Origin of the sequence: Janthinobacterium sp. 35, from assembly GCF_002754575.1 — a bacterium.
GTDB lineage: Bacteria > Pseudomonadota > Gammaproteobacteria > Burkholderiales > Burkholderiaceae_D > Janthinobacterium > Janthinobacterium tructae.
Genome location: NZ_PEFN01000001.1, coordinates 4,494,374 through 4,512,592, shown reverse-complemented (window position 1 = coordinate 4,512,592; position 18,219 = coordinate 4,494,374). Strand labels below are relative to the sequence as shown.

The window sequence follows — 18,219 nt, the reverse complement described above, 5'->3', positions numbered from 1 at the left end:
GCCTCTTAGCGGTCAATACTGCCGAACACGATATCTTGCGTCCCGATGATGGTCACGGCGTCGGCAAGCATGTGCCCACGCGCCATCTCGTCGAGCGACTGCAAGTGAGCGTAGTCTGGCGCGCGCAGTTTCATGCGGTACGGCTTGTTGGCGCCATCGGACACCAGGTACACGCCGAACTCGCCCTTCGGATGTTCCACGGCGCTGTAGGCCTCGCCTGGCGGCACGTGGAAACCTTCCGTGAACAGCTTGAAGTGGTGAATCAAGGACTCCATGTTGGTCTTCATGTCGACGCGGCCCGGAGGCGCCACCTTGCGGTTGCTGGTCATGACAGGACCTTCATTGTTGCGCAGCCACTCCACGCATTGCTTGATGATGCGGTTCGACTGGCGCAACTCTTCCACGCGGACCAGGTAGCGGTCGTAGCAATCGCCGTTGGTGCCGATAGGAATGTCGAAATCCATCAGGTCGTACACTTCGTACGGCTGTTTCTTGCGCAAATCCCACTGCACACCGGAGCCGCGCAGCATGGCGCCCGTAAAGCCCATGGCCAGCGCATCTTCCGGCGAGACCACGCCGATGCCAACCGTGCGCTGTTTCCAGATACGGTTGTCGGTCAGCAAGGTTTCGTACTCGTCCACGGAATTCGGGAAACGGCGCGCGAAGTCTTCGATGAAGTCCAGCAGCGAACCCTGGCGGTTTTCATTCAGCTTGGAAATCGCCTTGGCGTTGCGGATGATCGAGGCCTTGTGCTGCGGCATCGCATCGGGCAAGTCGCGGTACACGCCACCCGGACGGTAGTAGGCCGCGTGCATGCGCGCGCCCGAGACTGCCTCGTAGGCGTCGAACAAGTCTTCGCGGTCGCGGAAGCAATACAGGAACGGGCCCATGGCGCCAACGTCCAGCGCGTGGGTGCCGAGCCACATCAGGTGATTCAGGATGCGCGTCATCTCGTCAAACATGACGCGGATGTATTGCGCGCGCAGCGGCACTTCCAGGCCCAGCATCTTTTCGATGGCCATCACGTACGCATGTTCATTGCACATCATCGACACATAGTCGAGACGGTCCATGTACGGTACGGATTGCAGATAGGTCTTTTGTTCGGCCAGCTTTTCGGTGGCGCGGTGCAGCAGGCCGATATGCGGGTCGGCACGCTGGATGACTTCGCCATCCATCTCCAGCACCAGGCGCAGCACACCGTGCGCGGCCGGATGCTGTGGCCCAAAGTTCAGGGTGTAGTTCTTAATCTCAGCCATTATTTCATCCCGTAATGTTCTTCGCGGATCACGCGCGGCACGTTTTCCCGCGGCTCGATCGTCACGGGCTGGTAAATCACGCGCTTTTGTTCCGGATCGTAACGCATCTCGACATAGCCGGAGACGGGGAAATCCTTGCGGAACGGATGGCCGATGAAACCGTAGTCGGTCAGCAGGCGGCGCAAGTCGTTGTGGCCTTCGAAGAGGATGCCCAGCAGGTCGAACGCTTCGCGCTCGTACCAGTTGACGGCACGCCAGATGTTCACCACGGACGGCAGCAGCGGCATGTCGTCATCGGGCGCGAACACGCGCACGCGCACGCGCCAGTTGTGCTTGACCGACAGCAAGTGCGAGACGGCCGCGAAACGCAGGCCATCCCAGCTACCGTCGCCATAGGTCGAGTAGTCGACGCCGCACAGGTCGAGCATTTGCTCGAAATGCAGGGTCGGATCGTCGCGCAAGGTCTGCATCACGGCCAGGTAGTCCTCGGCCTTGACGACCAGGGTGACTTCGCCCAGTGCAACCGTGGTACTAACGCGATCGCCCAGGGCAGTGCCGAGGGCGTTTTGCAATACTTCTAAATGTGTTGTCATAATCTGAAGCGGCCCGGTTAGCGTGCGATCGTACTGGTACGCTTGATCTTGTTCTGCAACTGCATGATGCCGTACAGCAAGGCTTCAGCGGTCGGAGGACAGCCAGGCACATACACGTCGACGGGCACGATGCGGTCGCAACCGCGCACCACAGAATAGGAGTAATGGTAGTACCCGCCGCCATTGGCGCAGGAACCCATCGAGATGACCCAGCGTGGCTCTGCCATCTGGTCGTAGACCTTGCGCAAGGCCGGCGCCATCTTGTTGCACAGGGTGCCGGCAACGATCATGACGTCGGATTGACGCGGCGACGGACGAAACACGACGCCGAAACGGTCCATATCGTAGCGGGCTGCGCCCACATGCATCATTTCGACCGCACAGCAGGCCAGACCGAACGTCATCGGGAACATAGACCCGGTGCGCGCCCAGTTGATCAGCTTGTCGGCCGAGGTGGTGATGAAACCTTCGCTTAATACGCCTTCAATAGCCATGGCTTATTCCCAGTCAAGGGCACCTTTCTTCCAAATGTACCAAAATCCGACCACGAATTCAGCGATGAACACCATCATCGTGACGAAACCGGCCCAGCCCAGGTCGCGCATTGCAACGCCCCATGGGAAAAAGAATGCCGTTTCCAGATCGAACAAAATAAACAGGATTGCGACCAGATAGTAGCGCACATCAAATTTCATGCGCGCGTCTTCGAATGCTTCAAAGCCACATTCGTACGGGGAGAGTTTTGCTGCGTCAGGCTTGTGAGGGCCTAACAGGCGCCCCAGGAGCTGGGGAGCGATACCGACACCAAGGCCGATAATAATGAACAGCAGGACGGGGAAGTAATTTTCGAGGTTCACGATTGATAAGCTTATATTGAACGATCGGTTAAATGAGGACGCTGCGATCATTTGCAGCGTATCTAACGCACGACCCCAATCAAAGCTAAGACCAGGATCGAACGACACATCCTCGTAAAAAAAGCCAGCAACTTTGTACGAGCCATGGCTCGTGCGCCGTTGCTGGCTTCTGATTTCTGGTGCCGACGACGAGACTCGAACTCGTACAGCTTGCGCCACTACCCCCTCAAGATAGCGTGTCTACCAATTTCACCACGTCGGCGGTAAGGCCCGTATTCTACTCTGCTTTGCCGCTAAAGTTAATGCACAAATGCATCAAAACACAGATAAAAACGATAAATTTTTACATCTTCCAGCGCGCCACGATTTTTTCCTGCCGCGCTGCCAAAACATTGAGCAATAATCTGCCCGTAATGAGAATTACTCTCGATGAGGTATCGAGTTATTACTCAGTAAATACTAAATTACTTCGGGATCGCGCCTGCCGGGGTGCTGGCAACAGGGGCTGCCGCTGCTGGAGCGCTGGCCGCTGGAGCCGCAGCAGGTACCGCCGTCGGGATCGCGCCCGCGCCGGTGACTGGCACTGGCTTGACGACTTTATCCATCACGCCGCCGCCCACCGTGGTGGCGCGCTGATTGGCCATCAGCGACAGGGCCAGGGTGGCGCCGAAGAAGATCGCGGCGGCAACGCCCGTCGACTTGGACATGAAGTTGGACGAACCCGTCGCACCGAACAGGCTGCCCGAGGCACCCGAACCAAACGCGGCACCCATGTCGGCGCCTTTGCCGTGCTGCAGCAACACCAGCGCGATAATCGACAATGCCGAAATAACCTGTACTACCACTACCAGATTGAACATCATGTTCATTGCAATTCCATTCTTAGTTTAAATTAATTCAATCAGCGGCGTGAATAATCGCCAGGAAATCCGCCGCCTTCAATGCCGCCCCACCGATCAGACCGCCATCGATATCCGGCATCGCCATCAATTCTTTTGCGTTCTCCGGCTTCATGCTGCCGCCGTACAGGATCTGCACGCCGGCCGCCGCTACCGCATTCTTTGTCGCCAGTTGCGCGCGCAATACCTGATGCACGTCCTGCGCCATTTGCGGCGTGGCTGTCTTGCCCGTGCCGATGGCCCAGACCGGCTCATAGGCCAGCACCAGTTTCGCCACGTCGTCGGCGGAAATCGCCGCCAGCACGGCACCCAGCTGCTGCGCCACGACCGCGTCGGTCTGGCCCGCTTCGCGCTGCGCCAGCGTCTCGCCGATGCAGACGATAGGCGTAATGCCCGCCGCCAGCGCTGCAACCGTCTTGGCCGCCACCTGTGCATCGCTCTCGCCATGGTAGGCGCGGCGCTCGGAATGCCCGATCACCACATAGCCGCAGCCGAAATCCTGCAGCATGGCAACCGAGATTTCTCCCGTGTAGGCACCGCTGGCGTGCGCGGAAACATCTTGCGCACCCCAGCCGAGAGGCGAGCCTGCCAATTGCGCCTGGCACTGCGCCAGATATGGCGCGGGCACACAGACGGCGCTGGCGGCGCCAGAGGCGGCCAGGCCAGCAACTATTTCAGACAATAACACCGCGTTCGAGGTGCGACTGCCGTTCATTTTCCAATTTCCGACGACGAGTTTGCGACGCATAGTAGCCTAAATTTTAATAACCCGTCATTCTAACCCCGGCACCGATGCCGGTCAAACAGGCAGCGCCCCGTTTCAGGCAACTTGCAACATGATCTTGCCCACGTGCGTGCTCGCTTCCATCAAGGCATGCGCCTCGTTGGCTTTTTCCAACGGGAAAGTCTGATAGATGACGGGCTTGATCTTGCCCGCCTCGATCAGCGGCCAGACGGTCGTGCGCAAGTGGTTTGCAATGGCGGCCTTGAAGGCGACCGGGCGCGGACGCAAGGTCGAGCCGCTGACACTCAGGCGGCGGCGCAGCACCTGCCCCAGGTCCAGGGTGGCCTTGCTGCCGCCCTGCACGGCGATCAGGCCGATGCGGCCGTCGTCGGCCAGGCAATCGATCTCGCGCGGCAGATAGTCGCCGCCCACCATGTCGAGGATGACGTCGACGCCTTTGCCATCAGTCAATTCCTTGACGACGGCAACGAAATCTTCCGTGCGGTAATTGATGCCCCGTTCGGCACCCAGCGCCTCGCAGGCGCGGGCCTTCTCGTCGCTGCCGGCCGTGGCGAAGACGCGATGGCCGAGCGCGGCCGCCAATTGAATGGCCGTCACGCCGATGCCGGACGTGCCGCCCTGCACCAATAAGGTTTCACCGTCGGCCAGCGCGCAGCGGTCGAACACATTGCTCCACACGGTAAAGAAGTTTTCCGGCAAGGAGGCGCCTTCCAGCGCCGTCAAGCCTTTGGGCAAGGGCAGGCACTGGCCGGCGGGCGCGGCGCAGTATTCGGCATAGCCGCCGCCCTGTACCAGCGCACAGACCAGGTCGCCCTTCTTGAATTCAGTGTTGCTGAAATCGCCATCGACGACTTCGCCCGCCACTTCCAGGCCCGGCAAGTCGGACGCGCCGGCCGGCGGCGCATACTTGCCCAGGCGCTGCAGCACGTCAGGGCGGTTGATGCCGGCCGCGTGCACCTTGATCAGCAGTTCGCCCGCCTTGTATTGCGGCATGGGACGTTCGGCGATCTGCAAAACGTCGGCGGGACCTGGCTGGCTGATGGCAACTGCACGCATGGCGGGACTCTTTCAAGGGAAAACGGCGATTGTACGCCAAGCCGCCCTCCCCTGCAGACCAGCGCCGCTCTTAACCGGCGCCCGTCTTCGACTGGCGCGGCAAGGGCGTGCCCGGCTTCCATTTCGCCGACAGGGCTTGCCCTTCCTCGACTTGCTCATGCGTCATCTTGCGCACCACGGCGGCGCGCTGGTCGGCCGCATTCGCGTTGCCATTCGCCGCCGCCAGGTTCCACAGCATGTAGGCGATGACGTTATCCTGCGGCACGCCACCCATGTGGTAGCGGTACATCAGGCCCAGCACCTGCTGCGCCTCCGCATGGTTCTGCTCGGCCGCCTTGCGGAACCAGCCCACGGCCTGCTTGTGGTCTTGCAGCACGGCATTGCCCGTGTAATACATGGCGCCCACCACATACTGGGCATCGGCCTTGCCCTGCTCGGCCGCCTTGCGGTGCCAGAACATGGCTTGCTTGTAATCCTGTGGCAAGCCCCGTCCCATGTAATACATCAAGCCCAGCAAATGCTGGGCATCGGCGTTACCGGTCTTGGCCAGTGGCAGGATTTCCTTGTAGGCGAGCGCGTAATTCTTGTTGTTGTAGGCGCTGGCGCCTTCGGCGAAGCCAGCCCGCGCGGGTAGCTGTATCGTCAACAGCATGAGTAATGTAATGATCAGTTTTTTCATCGGAATGGGATGTGGTCTGACTACTTGTTCTTGTCCTGCCGAAGGCATGCGGCAGGATGCTTTTACTTCCAGCTGACTTTGCCCAGGCCCTCGACGCTGACATCGCGGTTGGCCGGCTTGCCGTACACCACCACCGAACCGAGTCCGCTCAGGTTCAGCTTGGCATTCGTATGGGCATTCACCGTGGCATTGCCGAGGCCGCTCAATTCCAGGTTCACGGCGTCCGCTTCGAATTGCTGCGCATTCAGGCTGCCCAGGCCGCCCAGGCTGGCTTTCAGGATGCGCCCGCGTCCGCCCAGCACCACCGAGCCGGCGCCCTGCAAGTCCAGCTCGGCCCGCTCATTGTTGCCGATCCACAGTTGCATGCTGCCCACGCCGCCCAGGCTGGCATTGAGCTTGCGGTAGTCGCCCACCAGCTTGATGCTGCCCGCCCCTTCCAGCGACAGGGTCAGTTCCTCGCCCTTGAAACCCGTGATGTCCGTGCTGCCAAAGCCTTCCGAGCTGACTTCACGCAAATTCGGCAGCACCAGGTCGGCGCGGATCGATGAAGGGCCGATCTTGAAGCCGCGCACTTCCGTTTCGATGTGCAGGGTATCGCCGCTTTGCGCCGTGCTGACATCGGCGATGTAGCGCTTGTCGGCCGTGATGCTCAAGGACGCCACGTTGCCCTGGCGAATGCGCACTTCCATCACGCCGTCGAGCTTGACGCGTACCACGCGGGCGTCGATGTTGCGCATTTCCAGCAAGCGGGTCTCGGCCGCCACGCCGCGCACCAGGCCAAAAGTCGCCAGGAACAGCAGCGCCAGTTGCAGTATCTTTTTCATGTAGTGCATCCTCGGTATCTTGTTTTTATGTGTCGCGGCGCCCTCGTGGGGCTTGCGCGCATTGCCATTGACCACCACTGTAGCAGCGCAGAAAAGGGCTGACAATCGGGCTGACAATCAATCAGGCGAAACGGGCTTTTTCGGTAGCGCTCAGGCGCTTGGCCTTGACCACCACCACGTGCATGTCAGCCTTGTTCGCTGGCGCGGCCACGGTGGCCGTGGAGCTGGCCACTTGCAGGGCCGGGGCGGCCGGGGCGATGGCGTAGCAGCTGACGCCGAGCACGATGGCGGCGGCAACGGCGATGACTTCCATGTTTTGAGCGACGTTCATGTTGTTCTCCTCGGGTGTCTGGCAGTGGGCTTGCGGTATGGTGTCACTATAGCCATACCGCCCCCGGCCAACACGCCGATTGCGACGAACTGCGCTTTTGGCAGGCTGGCCTGACAAAAACGCGGATAAACGCGCAGGTCGCTACGCTTGCAACTTAAAACTCTTCCCATTCGTCGGCGCCGGACTTGGCCGCCTTGACGGGCTTGGCCGGCGAGAGCGCACGGGTCGGCGCACGCGGCGCCGGCGCCGCGGGCCGGGCCTTGAGGCGCGTCACGGGCGCGGGTGCTGCGGCAGGGCCGGCATCGCCGAGGCGGAACATGCCAACGGCCTGTGCCAGATCCACCGCCTGCTCCTGCAAGCTTTCCGCGGCGGCGGCCGCTTGCTCGACGAGGGCCGCATTTTGCTGCGTCATGGTATCCATGTGCGTGACGGCCGTGTTGATCTCGCCGATGCCGGCGCTCTGTTCACGGCTGGCCACCGTGATCTCGCTCATGATGGTCGTCAATTGCTGCACCGAGGCCACCACCTGATCCATGGTCAGGCCCGCTTCATTGACAAGGCGCCCACCCGCATCGACTTTTTCCACCGAGTCGCCGATCAATTCCTTGATTTCCTTCGCCGCGCCTGCGGAGCGTTGCGCCAGGTTGCGCACTTCGGATGCCACCACGGCAAAGCCCCTGCCCTGCTCGCCCGCGCGCGCCGCCTCGACGGCCGCGTTCAAGGCCAGGATATTCGTCTGGAACGCGATGCCGTCAATCACGCCGATGATGTCGACGATCTTGCGCGAACTTTCCTGGATGCCGGCCATCGTGCCCACCACCTGCTGCACCACGCGGCCACCCTTGGCCGCCACTTCCGAGGCGGACATGGCCAGTTCGTTGGCCGCATGCGCGTTTTCCGCATTCTGTTTCACCGTCGAGGTCAGCTCATCCATCGAGCTGGCCGTCTGTTCCAGCGCCCCTGCCTGGGCTTCCGTGCGCGAGGACAGGTCGGCGTTACCGGCGGCAATATCGGCCGACTCGCTGCGCACCAGGATGCTGATGCTGCGGATCTGTACCAGCACGGTGGCAATCTTTTCCACGAACAAATTGAAGGCCTTGGCGATCTGCGCCAGTTCGTCACTACCTTCCGCGTCGAGGCGGCTGGTCAGGTCGCCGTCGCCCGTGGCGATCGCTTCCATCGCATCGCGCACCAGGCCCAGGCGGCGCAGGGCGCGCGCCACCAGCACGCTCAATACCGTCGCGGCCAGAGCCAGCACCAGCAAGGCCGTCAGGGCCGAGGCGCGCAGCATGGAGGTCAATGCTTGCGTCGCTTCGGCGCGGTCGAGCACGGTCGCCAGCAGCCAGTCGCTGCCCGGCACTTTACTCACATGCAAGATGCCGTTACGCTCGCCGAGGCGAATGGCGGCGCCGTCGCCGCTCTTTTCAATATCGGCCAGCGCCTGCGCGCTCAGGCCCGGGTCCAGCTCGGCCAGCGGTTTCAGGGTCAGCTTGCCGTCAGGATGGGCGATGATCTTGCCGCCGCCATCGACGAGAAAGCCGTAGCTGGACGCCGTCGGCTTGATCGAGGCGACGTTTTGCACCACGGCATCCATCATCACATCGGCCGCCATCACGCCCGTCACGCTGCCCTTGCCGCCCAGCGGCTCGGCAAACGTCACCACCAGCTTGCCCGTGCTGGCGCCGATATACGGCGCCGTAATGACGGGGCCGCCCGTTTCGGACGCCAGCTTGTACCAGGGGCGCGCCGTGGGATCATAGTCGGCGGCGCGCTTGCGCTCCTGCGAAAAGACGGCGCGCTTGTCGGCAAAGCCGATGTACGCCATGTCGAACGTGCCCGCCTGCTCGGCCGCCTTCAGGGCCGGCAGCGGATCGGCCGCCGTGGCGCCCTGCTTGAGCGAAGCGACCACGGCCTGCTTGGAACGCAGCCATTCGGCGATGGCTTGCGCATGGCTGTGCGACAACTGCAGCATCTGCGTGTCGAGCGCGGCCAGGGTGCTGGAGCGCGTGGTGAAGAAATTGGCGATGGCCACAGCCAGCATGGCCAGCACGACGATGGAAACGGCGATGGCGATCAGCCGCGCCTTAAGGGAGGACAACATGGTGCATCCAATAAAAAAGGGGAAATCGGGAGGGATGCACCATGGTCGGGGAATAAGATTTTGTCGTCAAGCAATACTGACTCTCAATTACCCAGAAACAACAATTGATACCAAATATTAATTACATCTCGCCACGCAGCTTGCGCAAGGCCGGCGATTCGCCGCCCGTGGCCTCGATGCGGAAGCGGGCAAACGCCTGTTCCAGCGCGGGGTAGCGGCGCAGGCTGCCTTCCGTAAAATAACGTCCGCCGGGGATGTCGCCCCATGCCAGGGGCGCGCTCAAGGCGCCGCTGCCAGCCAGGGCCAGCAGCGGCTCGAGCGCGCTGCGCAGGTCGGCCACCTCCGCATCGGCGAGCGCCAGGCGCGCCAGCAACTGTTCCAGTTCGGTAGCCAGGGCTTGCAAGCGCTGCTGGTCCATCATCTCTCCTCAGTTCCTGATCGTGCCGATCAGCACGGGCGCCGACCACAAGTTGCGATTTGGCAATAAATACTGTTGCGCCCCGCCACGGCGCCGCACCAGCCCGCCCAGCTCTTGCGTGGGCGCCACCTGGCTGACGAACACGTTCACCGTGCCCTTGGGCATGATCTGGTACACATCATACAGCGGCGCCTCGCTCTTCAGGGGCAAGCCGAAACAGTCGGCCAGGCTGGCGCACTGGCTAGATACCAGCTGCAATTGCGCGCTGGTGGTGAAATACGGCGAATACGGCGACACATTCTGGCCATGCGGCACGATTTTTACCAATGCGGCCGACATGGCTAGCAAGTCGGGCAAGGTGCTGCCGGAAGCGAGCTGCTCGACCGCGCGCGCATAAATCGTCTCGGCCGGTGCGGCCGGATCGGCGGCGCGCAGTTCGCGCAGGAACTGCTGCCCTGGTCCGCTATCGAGATAGGAGTCGATAGCTTGCCGCGGCACGCCCGCCGTCTTGAACGTGCTGAGGTCGTTGATTTCGCGCGCATGCACGGCGCGCAAGGCGTCGATCTCCTGCGCCGGCATGGCCGTGGACGCGCCGGCAATCGGGATGGGCAGCGGCACCGGCATGGGCGCGTTGTCCAGCTGGGCCCGGACGCCGGGCGCGACGGCAAGCAGAAAGGCGGCGGCCAGCCCGCAGAATGTGCGCATGCTGCATCTCCTTGGAAGACTCGTTCAGGGGAAGATCCCCTCCCGAATCTACAAGGCGCACAACTGGCCAATGCGCGCTGGATCAAGGCCGATGCGCAAAGCGGCATCTATCTTGATGCAACACAAACGCGGCGCAAAAAAAACCGCCAGGGCTTGCGCGCTGGCGGTTGTTGAGCATGCGGCCGAGGCCGCAGTCAGTCGAACTTAGACAACTTTAAGCGGCTGGCGCTTCGTTGCCTTCAGCAGCTTTCATCGACAGCTTCAGACGGCCGCGGTCGTCCGTTTCCAGAACCTTGACGCGGACCAGCTGGCCTTCTTTCAGGTAGTCGGCCACGGCGTTGACGCGCTCGTTGGCGATCTGCGAGATGTGCAGCAAGCCGTCTTTGCCTGGCATGACTTGCACGATGGCGCCGAAGTCCAGCAGTTTCAGCACGGTGCCTTCGTAGGTCTTGCCCACTTCGACGGAGGCCGTCAGTTCTTCGATGCGGCGCTTGGCTTCCTGGCCGGCAGCAGCGTCGACGGAAGCGATGGTGACCACGCCTTCGTCGCTGATGTCGATCTGGGTGCCCGTCTCTTCGGTCAGCGCGCGGATCACGGCGCCGCCCTTGCCGATCACGTCACGGATTTTTTCCGGGTTGATCTTGATGGTGATCAGACGCGGTGCGAAATCGGACAGTTCGGTTTTGACGTGCGGCATGGCTTTTTGCATTTCGCCCAGGATGTGCTCGCGGCCTTCCTTGGCTTGCGCCAGTGCCACTTGCATGATTTCCTTGGTGATGCCCATGATCTTGATGTCCATCTGCAGCGCCGTGATACCGTTGCGGGTACCGGCTACCTTGAAGTCCATGTCGCCCAGGTGATCTTCGTCGCCCAGGATGTCGGACAGCACGGCAAACTTGCCGCCTTCCTTGATCAGGCCCATGGCGATACCGGCCACGTGTTCTTTCATCGGCACGCCGGCGTCCATCAGTGCCAGGCAGCCGCCGCAGACCGAAGCCATCGACGAAGAACCGTTCGATTCCGTGATTTCCGATACCAGACGCACCGAGTAGCTGAACTCTTCAGCTGCTGGCAGAGCGGCGATCAGCGCGCGCTTGGCCAGGCGGCCGTGGCCGATTTCGCGGCGTTTTGGCGTACCGACGCGGCCCGTTTCGCCGGTGGCGAACGGAGGCATGTTGTAATGCAGCATGAACGAATCGGTGAACTCGCCCATCAGCGCATCGATCTTCTGGCTGTCGCGGGCAGTGCCCAGGGTAGCGACGACCAGCGCTTGCGTTTCGCCGCGCGTGAACAGGGCCGAACCGTGGGTGCGTGGCAGCACGCTGGTGCGGATCGAGATCGGACGCACGGTGCGCGTGTCGCGGCCGTCGATGCGTGGCTCGCCGTCCAGGATTTGCGTACGCACGATTTTCGCTTCGATGTCGAACAGGATGTTGTTCACTTCGGCGCTGTCGATGGACGCGCCACCGTTGGCGGCAGCTTCAGCCGACAGGTCGGCGATCACTTCCGACGTCGCCGCTTTCAGCTTGGCCGTACGCTCTTGCTTGTCCTTGGTTTGATACGCGTCATTGATCTTGGCGTTGGCGAAATGCGCGACGCGGGCGATCAGTGCTTCGTTTTTCGGCGCAGGCGCCCATTCCACTTCCGGCTTGCCGCCGTCACGCACCAGGTCGTGAATTGCGTCGATGACGACTTTCATCTGGTCGTGGCCAAAGACCACGGCGCCCAGCATGATTTCTTCGGACAGCTGTTTCGCTTCCGATTCGACCATCAGCACGGCCGTTTCGGTACCGGCGACCACCAGGTCCATTTCCGACGTTTTCAGTTGCTGGACGGTCGGGTTCAGGATGTACTGGCCATTCGCGTAACCGACGCGCGCTGCGCCGATCGGGCCGCTGAAAGGCACGCCCGATACGCACAGGGCAGCCGAGGCGCCGATCATGGCGGCGATGTCCGGATCGATTTCAGGGTTGACCGACAACACGTGAATGATGACTTGCACTTCATTCAGGTAGCCTTCCGGGAACAGCGGACGGATAGGACGGTCGATCAAACGCGATGTCAGTGTTTCTTTTTCGGAAGGACGGCCTTCGCGCTTGAAAAAACCGCCCGGGATTTTACCGGCAGCATAGGTTTTTTCAACATAATCTACCGTCAAAGGGAAGAAATCCTGGCCTGGTTTGGCATCTTTGCGTGCCACTACCGTTGCCAGCACGACGGTATCTTCGATCGACACCAGCACTGCGCCGGATGCCTGACGTGCGATTTCGCCGGTTTCCAGGGTCACTTGGTGTTGACCGTACTGGAAGGTTTTCGTAACTTTGTTAAACATGGGGTATCCCTTTTCTAATTGCCGACAGATTTTCAGGGGCTGTCGTTCACCTCACCACAGGCGGTGAAAAAACCGTTGCCGCCTTTACTACTTTACTTTTAAAGCATGATATCGGTAGGAGCATACTGCACTTACCGACATAAATCCGGAATTCAAATGACAAAATGCCCGCGTCAGCGAACTGGCGCAGGCATTTCTGTATAAACCTTGTACGGCAAAAATTACTTGCGCAGACCAAGTTTAGCGATCAGGTCGCGATAACGGGTAGCGTCTTTCGACTTCAGGTACGACAACAGGCTCTTACGACGGTTGACCATCATGATCAGGCCGCGGCGGGAGTGGTGATCTTTCGAGTGGGCTTTGAAGTGGCCGTTCAGTTCGTTGATGCGAGCTGTCAGCAGTGCAACTTGCACTTCAGGGGAGCCGGTGTCGTTTTGACCACGTGCGTTGTCCGCGATAATAGCGGCTTTGTTGATGTTTTCTACTGTCATGATAAACCTTTCACATGCGGTGCACAGAGTCTGAACCCTATCCACCGTGAACTACGATTATTAAAATACTGGCCTATGCTTCCAACCAGACGCGCAAGTATATCGGAAAAAAGCCCGCCTGTATCCTGCCGTGCGCTCTTTTCTCGGTGCATGATAGGATTTTCCCGCATTTCAGGAGGATAACCATGAAAAAACTGCGCCAATTGGCAACACCCGTGCTGCTGGCCGCGCTGGCCGGCTGCGCCAGCTGGAACGTCCCGCCGCCGCAGCCGGGCGAGCCGCGCGCCGCCATGGAAGCGCGCCTGGGCCGTCCCACGGCCATCTACTCATTGCCCACGGGCCCGGAACTGGAATACGCCACGGGGCCGTACGGCCAGTACACGTATATGGCCCGCTTCGGCCCCGACGACAAGCTGCTTTCTTACGAGCAAGTGCTCGACACGCCGGGCTTTGCCCGCATCAAGGTGGGCGTGTCGACCCAGCAAGACGTGCTGCACACCCTGGGCCGCCCGACGGAAACATCGTATCTGTCGCTGCCGAAACTGCACGTCTGGTCCTACCGCTACAAGGAATCGGGCGTGTGGGATTCCATGATGCACGTGCACTTCGACCACGACGGCATCGTGCGCATGATGATGAACGGCCCCGATCCGGCCAAGGAAGAGCGGCGCTTTTTCTGGTGATACATGGCTAAGGCTGCGGGTCGATCCGCTCATCCTTGGCATGTAACTTGTTCAGCGCCGACAAATACGCCTTGGCCGACGCGACGATGATGTCGGGGTCGGCGCCCACGCCATTGACGATACGCCCGTCGCGCGACAATCGCATGGTGACTTCGCCCTGCGACTGCGTGCCCGTGCTGATGGCATTGACGGAGAACAAGACCAGCTCCGCGCCGCTGGCGGCCGCGCTTTCGATGGCGTTGACGGTGGCGTCGACGGGGCCGTCGCCCTGCCCTTCGCAGCTGCGCTGCACGCCGCCGACAAGAAATTCCACGCGCGCGTGGGGCACGGCGCCCGTCGTCGATTGCTGTGTCAGGGAAATAAAACGGTAGTGCTCACTCTCCTGCGCCTGCTGTTCTTCGCTGACGAGGGCCATGATATCTTCATCGAAAATCTCGGATTTGCGGTCCGCCAGCTCCTTGAAGCGCAGGAAGGCGGCGTTGACTTCCGCCTCCGATTCGAGCGCGATGCCCAGCTCGTGCAGCCGCTGCTTGAAGGCATTGCGGCCCGACAATTTCCCGAGGACGATCTTGTTGGCGGTCCAGCCCACGTCTTCGGCGCGCATGATTTCATACGTCTCGCGCGCCTTTAAAATACCGTCCTGGTGGATGCCGGACGCGTGCGCAAAGGCGTTTGCGCCGACCACTGCCTTGTTCGGCTGCACGGCAAAGCCCGTGATCTGCGACACCATTTTGGAGGCCGCCACGATTTGCGTCGTGTCGATGCCGACCGTCAAATTGTAATAGGCGGCGCGCGTGCGCAGCGCCATCACCACCTCTTCCAGCGCCGTGTTGCCGGCCCGCTCACCGAGGCCATTGACGGTACACTCGATCTGCCGCGCGCCGCCGATCATGACGCCGGCCAGCGAATTGGCCACGGCCAGGCCCAGGTCGTTATGACAATGGACAGACCAGATGGCTTTATCCGAGTTCGGGATGCGTTCGCGCAAACGCTTGATGGTATTGCCGAAGATCTCAGGCACGGCATAACCGACCGTATCGGGGAAATTGATGGTGGTGGCGCCCTCGGCGATCACGGCTTCGAGCACGCGGCACAGAAAATCTTCGTCGGAGCGGCTGCCGTCTTCGGGGCTGAATTCGATGTCGTCCGTGAACTGGCGCGCGTAGCGCACGGCGTTCTGCGCCTGCGTCAGCACTTGCTCAGGCGTCATGCGCAGCTTCATCTGCATGTGCAGGGGCGAGGTGGCGATGAAAGTGTGGATGCGCTTGCGTTCGGCAGGTGCCAGCGCTTCGGCGGCGCGCGCGATGTCGCGGTCGTTGGCGCGCGACAGCGAGCAGATGACGGACTCGCGCACGGCGCCGGCAATCGCCCGTATCGACTCGAAGTCGCCTTGCGAGGCGGCGGCGAAGCCCGCTTCGATCACGTCGACCTTCATGCGCTCAAGCTGCTTGGCGATGCGCAGCTTTTCCTCGCGCGTCATGGAGGCGCCCGGCGATTGCTCGCCGTCGCGCAAGGTGGTGTCAAAAATGATGAGTCGGTTGCTGGTGTTCATGGCTGCTCCTGGCTGGCTGAAGACTGGCGACGCTACCGACTCAGCGCCTTAATGCTCGGGGTCGGTCTGGATGATGCTGACGGGCTTGCCCTTCGCCATGCGCCAGAAAAACACGGCGTAGCCGGACAGGCCATAGGCGACGAAAATCGGGAACAGCACTTTCGGCGGATCGATGGAAATGAGCGCGAAGAACAGTGCCAGCAGGAATACCACGATGAAGGGCACGGACTTGCGGAAATTCACATCCTTGAAACTGTAGAACGGCACGTTGGTCACCATGGTCAGGCCGGCGAACAGGGCGATCGTCCACGAAACCCAGGCCAGCTGGTTGCCGGCAAATTCCAGGTCGTTCATCAGCAGGATGAAGCCGGCCACCATGGCCGCCGCCGCCGGGCTGGGCAAGCCCTGGAAGAAGCGCTTGTCGACGACCTGGATATTCGTGTTGAAACGGGCCAGGCGCAAGGCGGCGCCGGCGCAATACACGAAGGCGGCCAGCCAGCCCAGTTTGCCCATGCCGCGCAGCGACCATTCATAGATCACCAGCGCGGGCGCGGCGCCGAACGAGACCATGTCGGACAGGCTGTCGTACTGGGCGCCGAATTCGCTCTGCGTATTCGTCAGGCGCGCGATGCGGCCATCGAGGCCGTCGAGGATCATGGCGATGAAGATGGCCCAGGCTGCATGTTCGAATTTCTGGTTCATGGCCATGACGATGGCGTAGAAGCCGCAAAACAGGGCTGCCGTCGTGAAGGCATTCGGCAACAAGTAGATGCCGCGGCGGCGCAAGGTTTTCTTGCCAGTACCCTCGTTCACCGGCTGGCGCACGAATTTGCTGAAGCGGGACGCTTTGGAGACTGCGGGAGTGCCGTTCTTGCCTCTACGACGGGGGAAGTTTGCCATGTTGTTCCATATCTTGTGTACTGCGGGGGATTCGGTGCCAGATGGCAGGCGCATTCGTCTCGCGGCATGCGCCTGCCGATGTTGCCATTATAGAGGAGCTGCCGCCAAAGAAAAGCGCGGCGGCGTCAAGCTGGCAATATTGACGCCGATTCAAGCTTTATTTGAAGCGGATCTTCGCCACCAGCCCCATGTTCAGGGTCGTTTCGCCCGCTTCAAAGCTCGGTTCGGCCACCTGGTTGCCGCCATAGCCCATGGAGTCGGCGCTCATGTTGCGCGCACCCGTCACGCTGACGCGCTGCGCGTAGTTGCCCGAACCCTCGAAATCGATGGTGTCGATCACGGCCTCATTGACATTGCGGCCCATGGCGCCGGCGATGGCGGCCACGCGTTCATTCAGGTTCTTGTAGGCGGCGGCGATGCGCTGGTCGTCGAGCTTGCGGACGGTGGCGGGCGCCAGGCCGAAGTTCAAACGATTCAGGGTCAGCACACCTTGCGCTGCGGAAACTGTTTTCGGCAAGGCGGCCAGATTGGTCGTCGTCACTTGCAAGTACTGGCCTACGCGCCAGCTGGTCGGCACGCGCGGTTTGGCGGCGACACCGGGCGGCAGGGGCGCCGTTTCCGGGTACACGGCGTACGTGTAGTAGCCCTGGGTTTTCAGCACGGCTTGCGGATCGGCTTTCTTGACGATGGCCGCGCCCTGGTTCATCTTCTGGTTCACGCGCGAGGCGGCGGCGGCCTTGTCCTTGTCCTGCTCTTCGATGGCCAGGGTGACGGTCACCTGGTCGTTCGCATGCACCACTTCGCCATTCGCGGGCACCACCACGAGGGTGCCGGAGGTGGGCAAGGTCTGGGCGTGTGCGCTCAGGGCAACGGTAGCGACAGTAACAACAACGGCAGCAGCCAGCATCGATTTCATGACGGTCATGGTGTTCTCCTGGAAAATAATGGGGCAAAAACGAGCATGGGGCCAACAGCCCCATGATTTTTTAACACATGCTAATGCGGAAATATTTCCACGCTGGCGTGCTTACTTGAACTTGACCTTGCCGACGACACGCATGTCGAGCGTCGTTTCGCCCGGTTCGAAGCTCGGTTCGGCGACGGTGCTGTCTTCGGCCATCTTGGCGCTGCGCATCATCATCGGTGCGGCAGCAGGACGGCTTTCGGTGGCGTAGTTGCCCGAACCTTCGAAGTCCACCGTATCGAGCACGGCGTCGGACACATTGCGGCCCATGGCCTTGGCGATGGCGGCCACGCGCTCATTGAGGTTTTTGTACGTGGCGGCAATGCGCTGGTCGTCCAGCAGGCGGATGGTTTCCGGCTTCAGGCCGAAATTCAAACCATTCAGGGTCAGCACGCCTTGCGCCGCCGACACGGTTTTTGGCAAGGACGCCAGGTTGGCCGTCGTCACTTCCAGGTACTGGCCGACTCTCCAGGCCGTTGGCAAACGTGGCTTGGCGACAGCGCCGGCTGGCAATGGGCGCTCTTCCGGATACACGGGATAGGTGTAGTAGCCGTACGATTTCAGCGCTGCCGACGGGTCAGCCTGCTTGACGATGGCGATACCCTTGTTCATCTTCTGGTTGACTCTCGACGCGGCGGCAGCCTTGTCCTTGTCCTGCTCTTCGATGGCCAGGGTAGCGACCACCTGGTCATTGACATGCTTGACTTCGCCAAATGCGGGGACGACCACCAGGGTGCCGGAAGTTGGCAAGGTTTGCGCTTGTGCGCTCAGGGCAACGGTGGCTGCGGCAGCAACAAGGATGGATTTCATCACGGTCATGGGGGTACTCC

20 protein-coding genes and 1 tRNA gene are annotated in these 18,219 nt (G+C 61.3%); 1 reads left to right on the top strand and 20 read right to left on the bottom strand.

The genetic code is table 11. The features are described 5' to 3' along the window. Positions 1 to 5: 5 nt before the first annotated feature. The 16 genes from CLU93_RS20135 to rpsO all read right to left on the bottom strand — a co-directional run bounded on the left by CLU93_RS20135 (position 6) and on the right by rpsO (position 13,290). Positions 6 to 1,259, bottom strand: coding sequence for an NADH-quinone oxidoreductase subunit D (locus tag CLU93_RS20135; RefSeq protein WP_010399731.1), 1,254 nt, complete (start codon positions 1,257 to 1,259; stop codon positions 6 to 8). After that, the gene (locus CLU93_RS20130; protein WP_099763027.1) at positions 1,259 to 1,852 is read right to left on the bottom strand and encodes an NADH-quinone oxidoreductase subunit C; all 594 of its coding nucleotides are present in this window, start codon (positions 1,850 to 1,852) and stop codon (positions 1,259 to 1,261) included. The genes CLU93_RS20135 and CLU93_RS20130 overlap by 1 nt, the downstream gene beginning before the upstream one ends. 17 nt (positions 1,853 to 1,869) lie before the next feature. After that, positions 1,870 to 2,346, bottom strand: coding sequence for a NuoB/complex I 20 kDa subunit family protein (locus tag CLU93_RS20125; RefSeq protein WP_010399733.1), 477 nt, complete (start codon positions 2,344 to 2,346; stop codon positions 1,870 to 1,872). Between the two features lie 3 nt (positions 2,347 to 2,349). Further along, positions 2,350 to 2,709, bottom strand: coding sequence for an NADH-quinone oxidoreductase subunit A (locus CLU93_RS20120; protein WP_071076971.1), 360 nt, complete (start codon positions 2,707 to 2,709; stop codon positions 2,350 to 2,352). A 177-nt stretch (positions 2,710 to 2,886) separates the two neighbouring features. Then, a tRNA-Leu gene (locus tag CLU93_RS20115) sits at positions 2,887 to 2,971 on the bottom strand. A gap of 202 nt (positions 2,972 to 3,173) precedes the next feature. Further along, on the bottom strand, positions 3,174 to 3,578 hold the full coding sequence (gene secG, locus CLU93_RS20110) for a preprotein translocase subunit SecG (RefSeq protein WP_071076357.1): 405 nt from the start codon (positions 3,576 to 3,578) through the stop codon (positions 3,174 to 3,176). 28 nt (positions 3,579 to 3,606) lie between these two features. Next, positions 3,607 to 4,356, bottom strand: a complete 750-nt coding sequence (tpiA, locus tag CLU93_RS20105; protein WP_099763026.1) for a triose-phosphate isomerase — start codon at positions 4,354 to 4,356, stop codon at positions 3,607 to 3,609. Positions 4,357 to 4,428: 72 nt separating this feature from the next. Continuing rightward, positions 4,429 to 5,409: an NAD(P)H-quinone oxidoreductase gene (locus CLU93_RS20100; RefSeq protein ID WP_099763025.1), complete on the bottom strand. Its 981-nt coding sequence runs from the start codon at positions 5,407 to 5,409 to the stop codon at positions 4,429 to 4,431. 70 nt (positions 5,410 to 5,479) lie between these two features. Then, entirely contained in the window at positions 5,480 to 6,088 is a 609-nt protein-coding gene (locus CLU93_RS20095; RefSeq protein WP_071076354.1) for a tetratricopeptide repeat protein, read from the bottom strand. A 62-nt stretch (positions 6,089 to 6,150) separates the two neighbouring features. Next, the gene (locus CLU93_RS20090; RefSeq protein WP_099763024.1) at positions 6,151 to 6,912 is read right to left on the bottom strand and encodes a GIN domain-containing protein; all 762 of its coding nucleotides are present in this window, start codon (positions 6,910 to 6,912) and stop codon (positions 6,151 to 6,153) included. 121 nt (positions 6,913 to 7,033) lie between these two features. Continuing rightward, a complete protein-coding gene (locus tag CLU93_RS20085) occupies positions 7,034 to 7,243 on the bottom strand; it encodes a hypothetical protein (protein WP_099763023.1) in 210 nt (69 codons plus the stop codon). 154 nt (positions 7,244 to 7,397) lie between these two features. After that, the gene (locus CLU93_RS20080; protein ID WP_165829511.1) at positions 7,398 to 9,344 is read right to left on the bottom strand and encodes a methyl-accepting chemotaxis protein; all 1,947 of its coding nucleotides are present in this window, start codon (positions 9,342 to 9,344) and stop codon (positions 7,398 to 7,400) included. Positions 9,345 to 9,465: 121 nt separating this feature from the next. Next, positions 9,466 to 9,765 (bottom strand): hypothetical protein, encoded by a 300-nt coding sequence (locus CLU93_RS20075; RefSeq protein ID WP_218968346.1) that lies wholly within the window; start codon positions 9,763 to 9,765, stop codon positions 9,466 to 9,468. A 6-nt stretch (positions 9,766 to 9,771) separates the two neighbouring features. Next, positions 9,772 to 10,467, bottom strand: coding sequence for a hypothetical protein (locus CLU93_RS20070; RefSeq protein ID WP_099763021.1), 696 nt, complete (start codon positions 10,465 to 10,467; stop codon positions 9,772 to 9,774). Between the two features lie 214 nt (positions 10,468 to 10,681). Then, positions 10,682 to 12,799, bottom strand: a complete 2,118-nt coding sequence (gene pnp / locus CLU93_RS20065) for a polyribonucleotide nucleotidyltransferase (RefSeq protein WP_071076349.1) — start codon at positions 12,797 to 12,799, stop codon at positions 10,682 to 10,684. Positions 12,800 to 13,020: 221 nt separating this feature from the next. Continuing rightward, on the bottom strand, positions 13,021 to 13,290 hold the full coding sequence (rpsO, locus tag CLU93_RS20060; RefSeq protein WP_071076969.1) for a 30S ribosomal protein S15: 270 nt from the start codon (positions 13,288 to 13,290) through the stop codon (positions 13,021 to 13,023). Between the two features lie 185 nt (positions 13,291 to 13,475). Between rpsO and bamE the strand changes: the two genes are divergently transcribed. Next, positions 13,476 to 13,973: an outer membrane protein assembly factor BamE domain-containing protein gene (gene bamE, locus CLU93_RS20055; protein ID WP_099763020.1), complete on the top strand. Its 498-nt coding sequence runs from the start codon at positions 13,476 to 13,478 to the stop codon at positions 13,971 to 13,973. 7 nt (positions 13,974 to 13,980) lie between these two features. Here the strand turns inward: bamE and CLU93_RS20050 are convergent, their stop codons facing one another. The 4 genes from CLU93_RS20050 to CLU93_RS20035 form a co-directional block, all read right to left on the bottom strand. After that, entirely contained in the window at positions 13,981 to 15,525 is a 1,545-nt protein-coding gene (locus tag CLU93_RS20050) for a 2-isopropylmalate synthase (RefSeq protein WP_099763019.1), read from the bottom strand. Positions 15,526 to 15,573: 48 nt separating this feature from the next. Next, a complete protein-coding gene (gene pssA / locus CLU93_RS20045) occupies positions 15,574 to 16,425 on the bottom strand; it encodes a CDP-diacylglycerol--serine O-phosphatidyltransferase (RefSeq protein ID WP_099763018.1) in 852 nt (283 codons plus the stop codon). Between the two features lie 157 nt (positions 16,426 to 16,582). Further along, positions 16,583 to 17,350, bottom strand: a complete 768-nt coding sequence (locus CLU93_RS20040) for an SIMPL domain-containing protein (protein WP_099763017.1) — start codon at positions 17,348 to 17,350, stop codon at positions 16,583 to 16,585. A gap of 102 nt (positions 17,351 to 17,452) precedes the next feature. Then, positions 17,453 to 18,208, bottom strand: a complete 756-nt coding sequence (locus tag CLU93_RS20035) for an SIMPL domain-containing protein (RefSeq protein WP_099763016.1) — start codon at positions 18,206 to 18,208, stop codon at positions 17,453 to 17,455. Between the last annotated feature and the right edge of the window lie 11 nt (positions 18,209 to 18,219).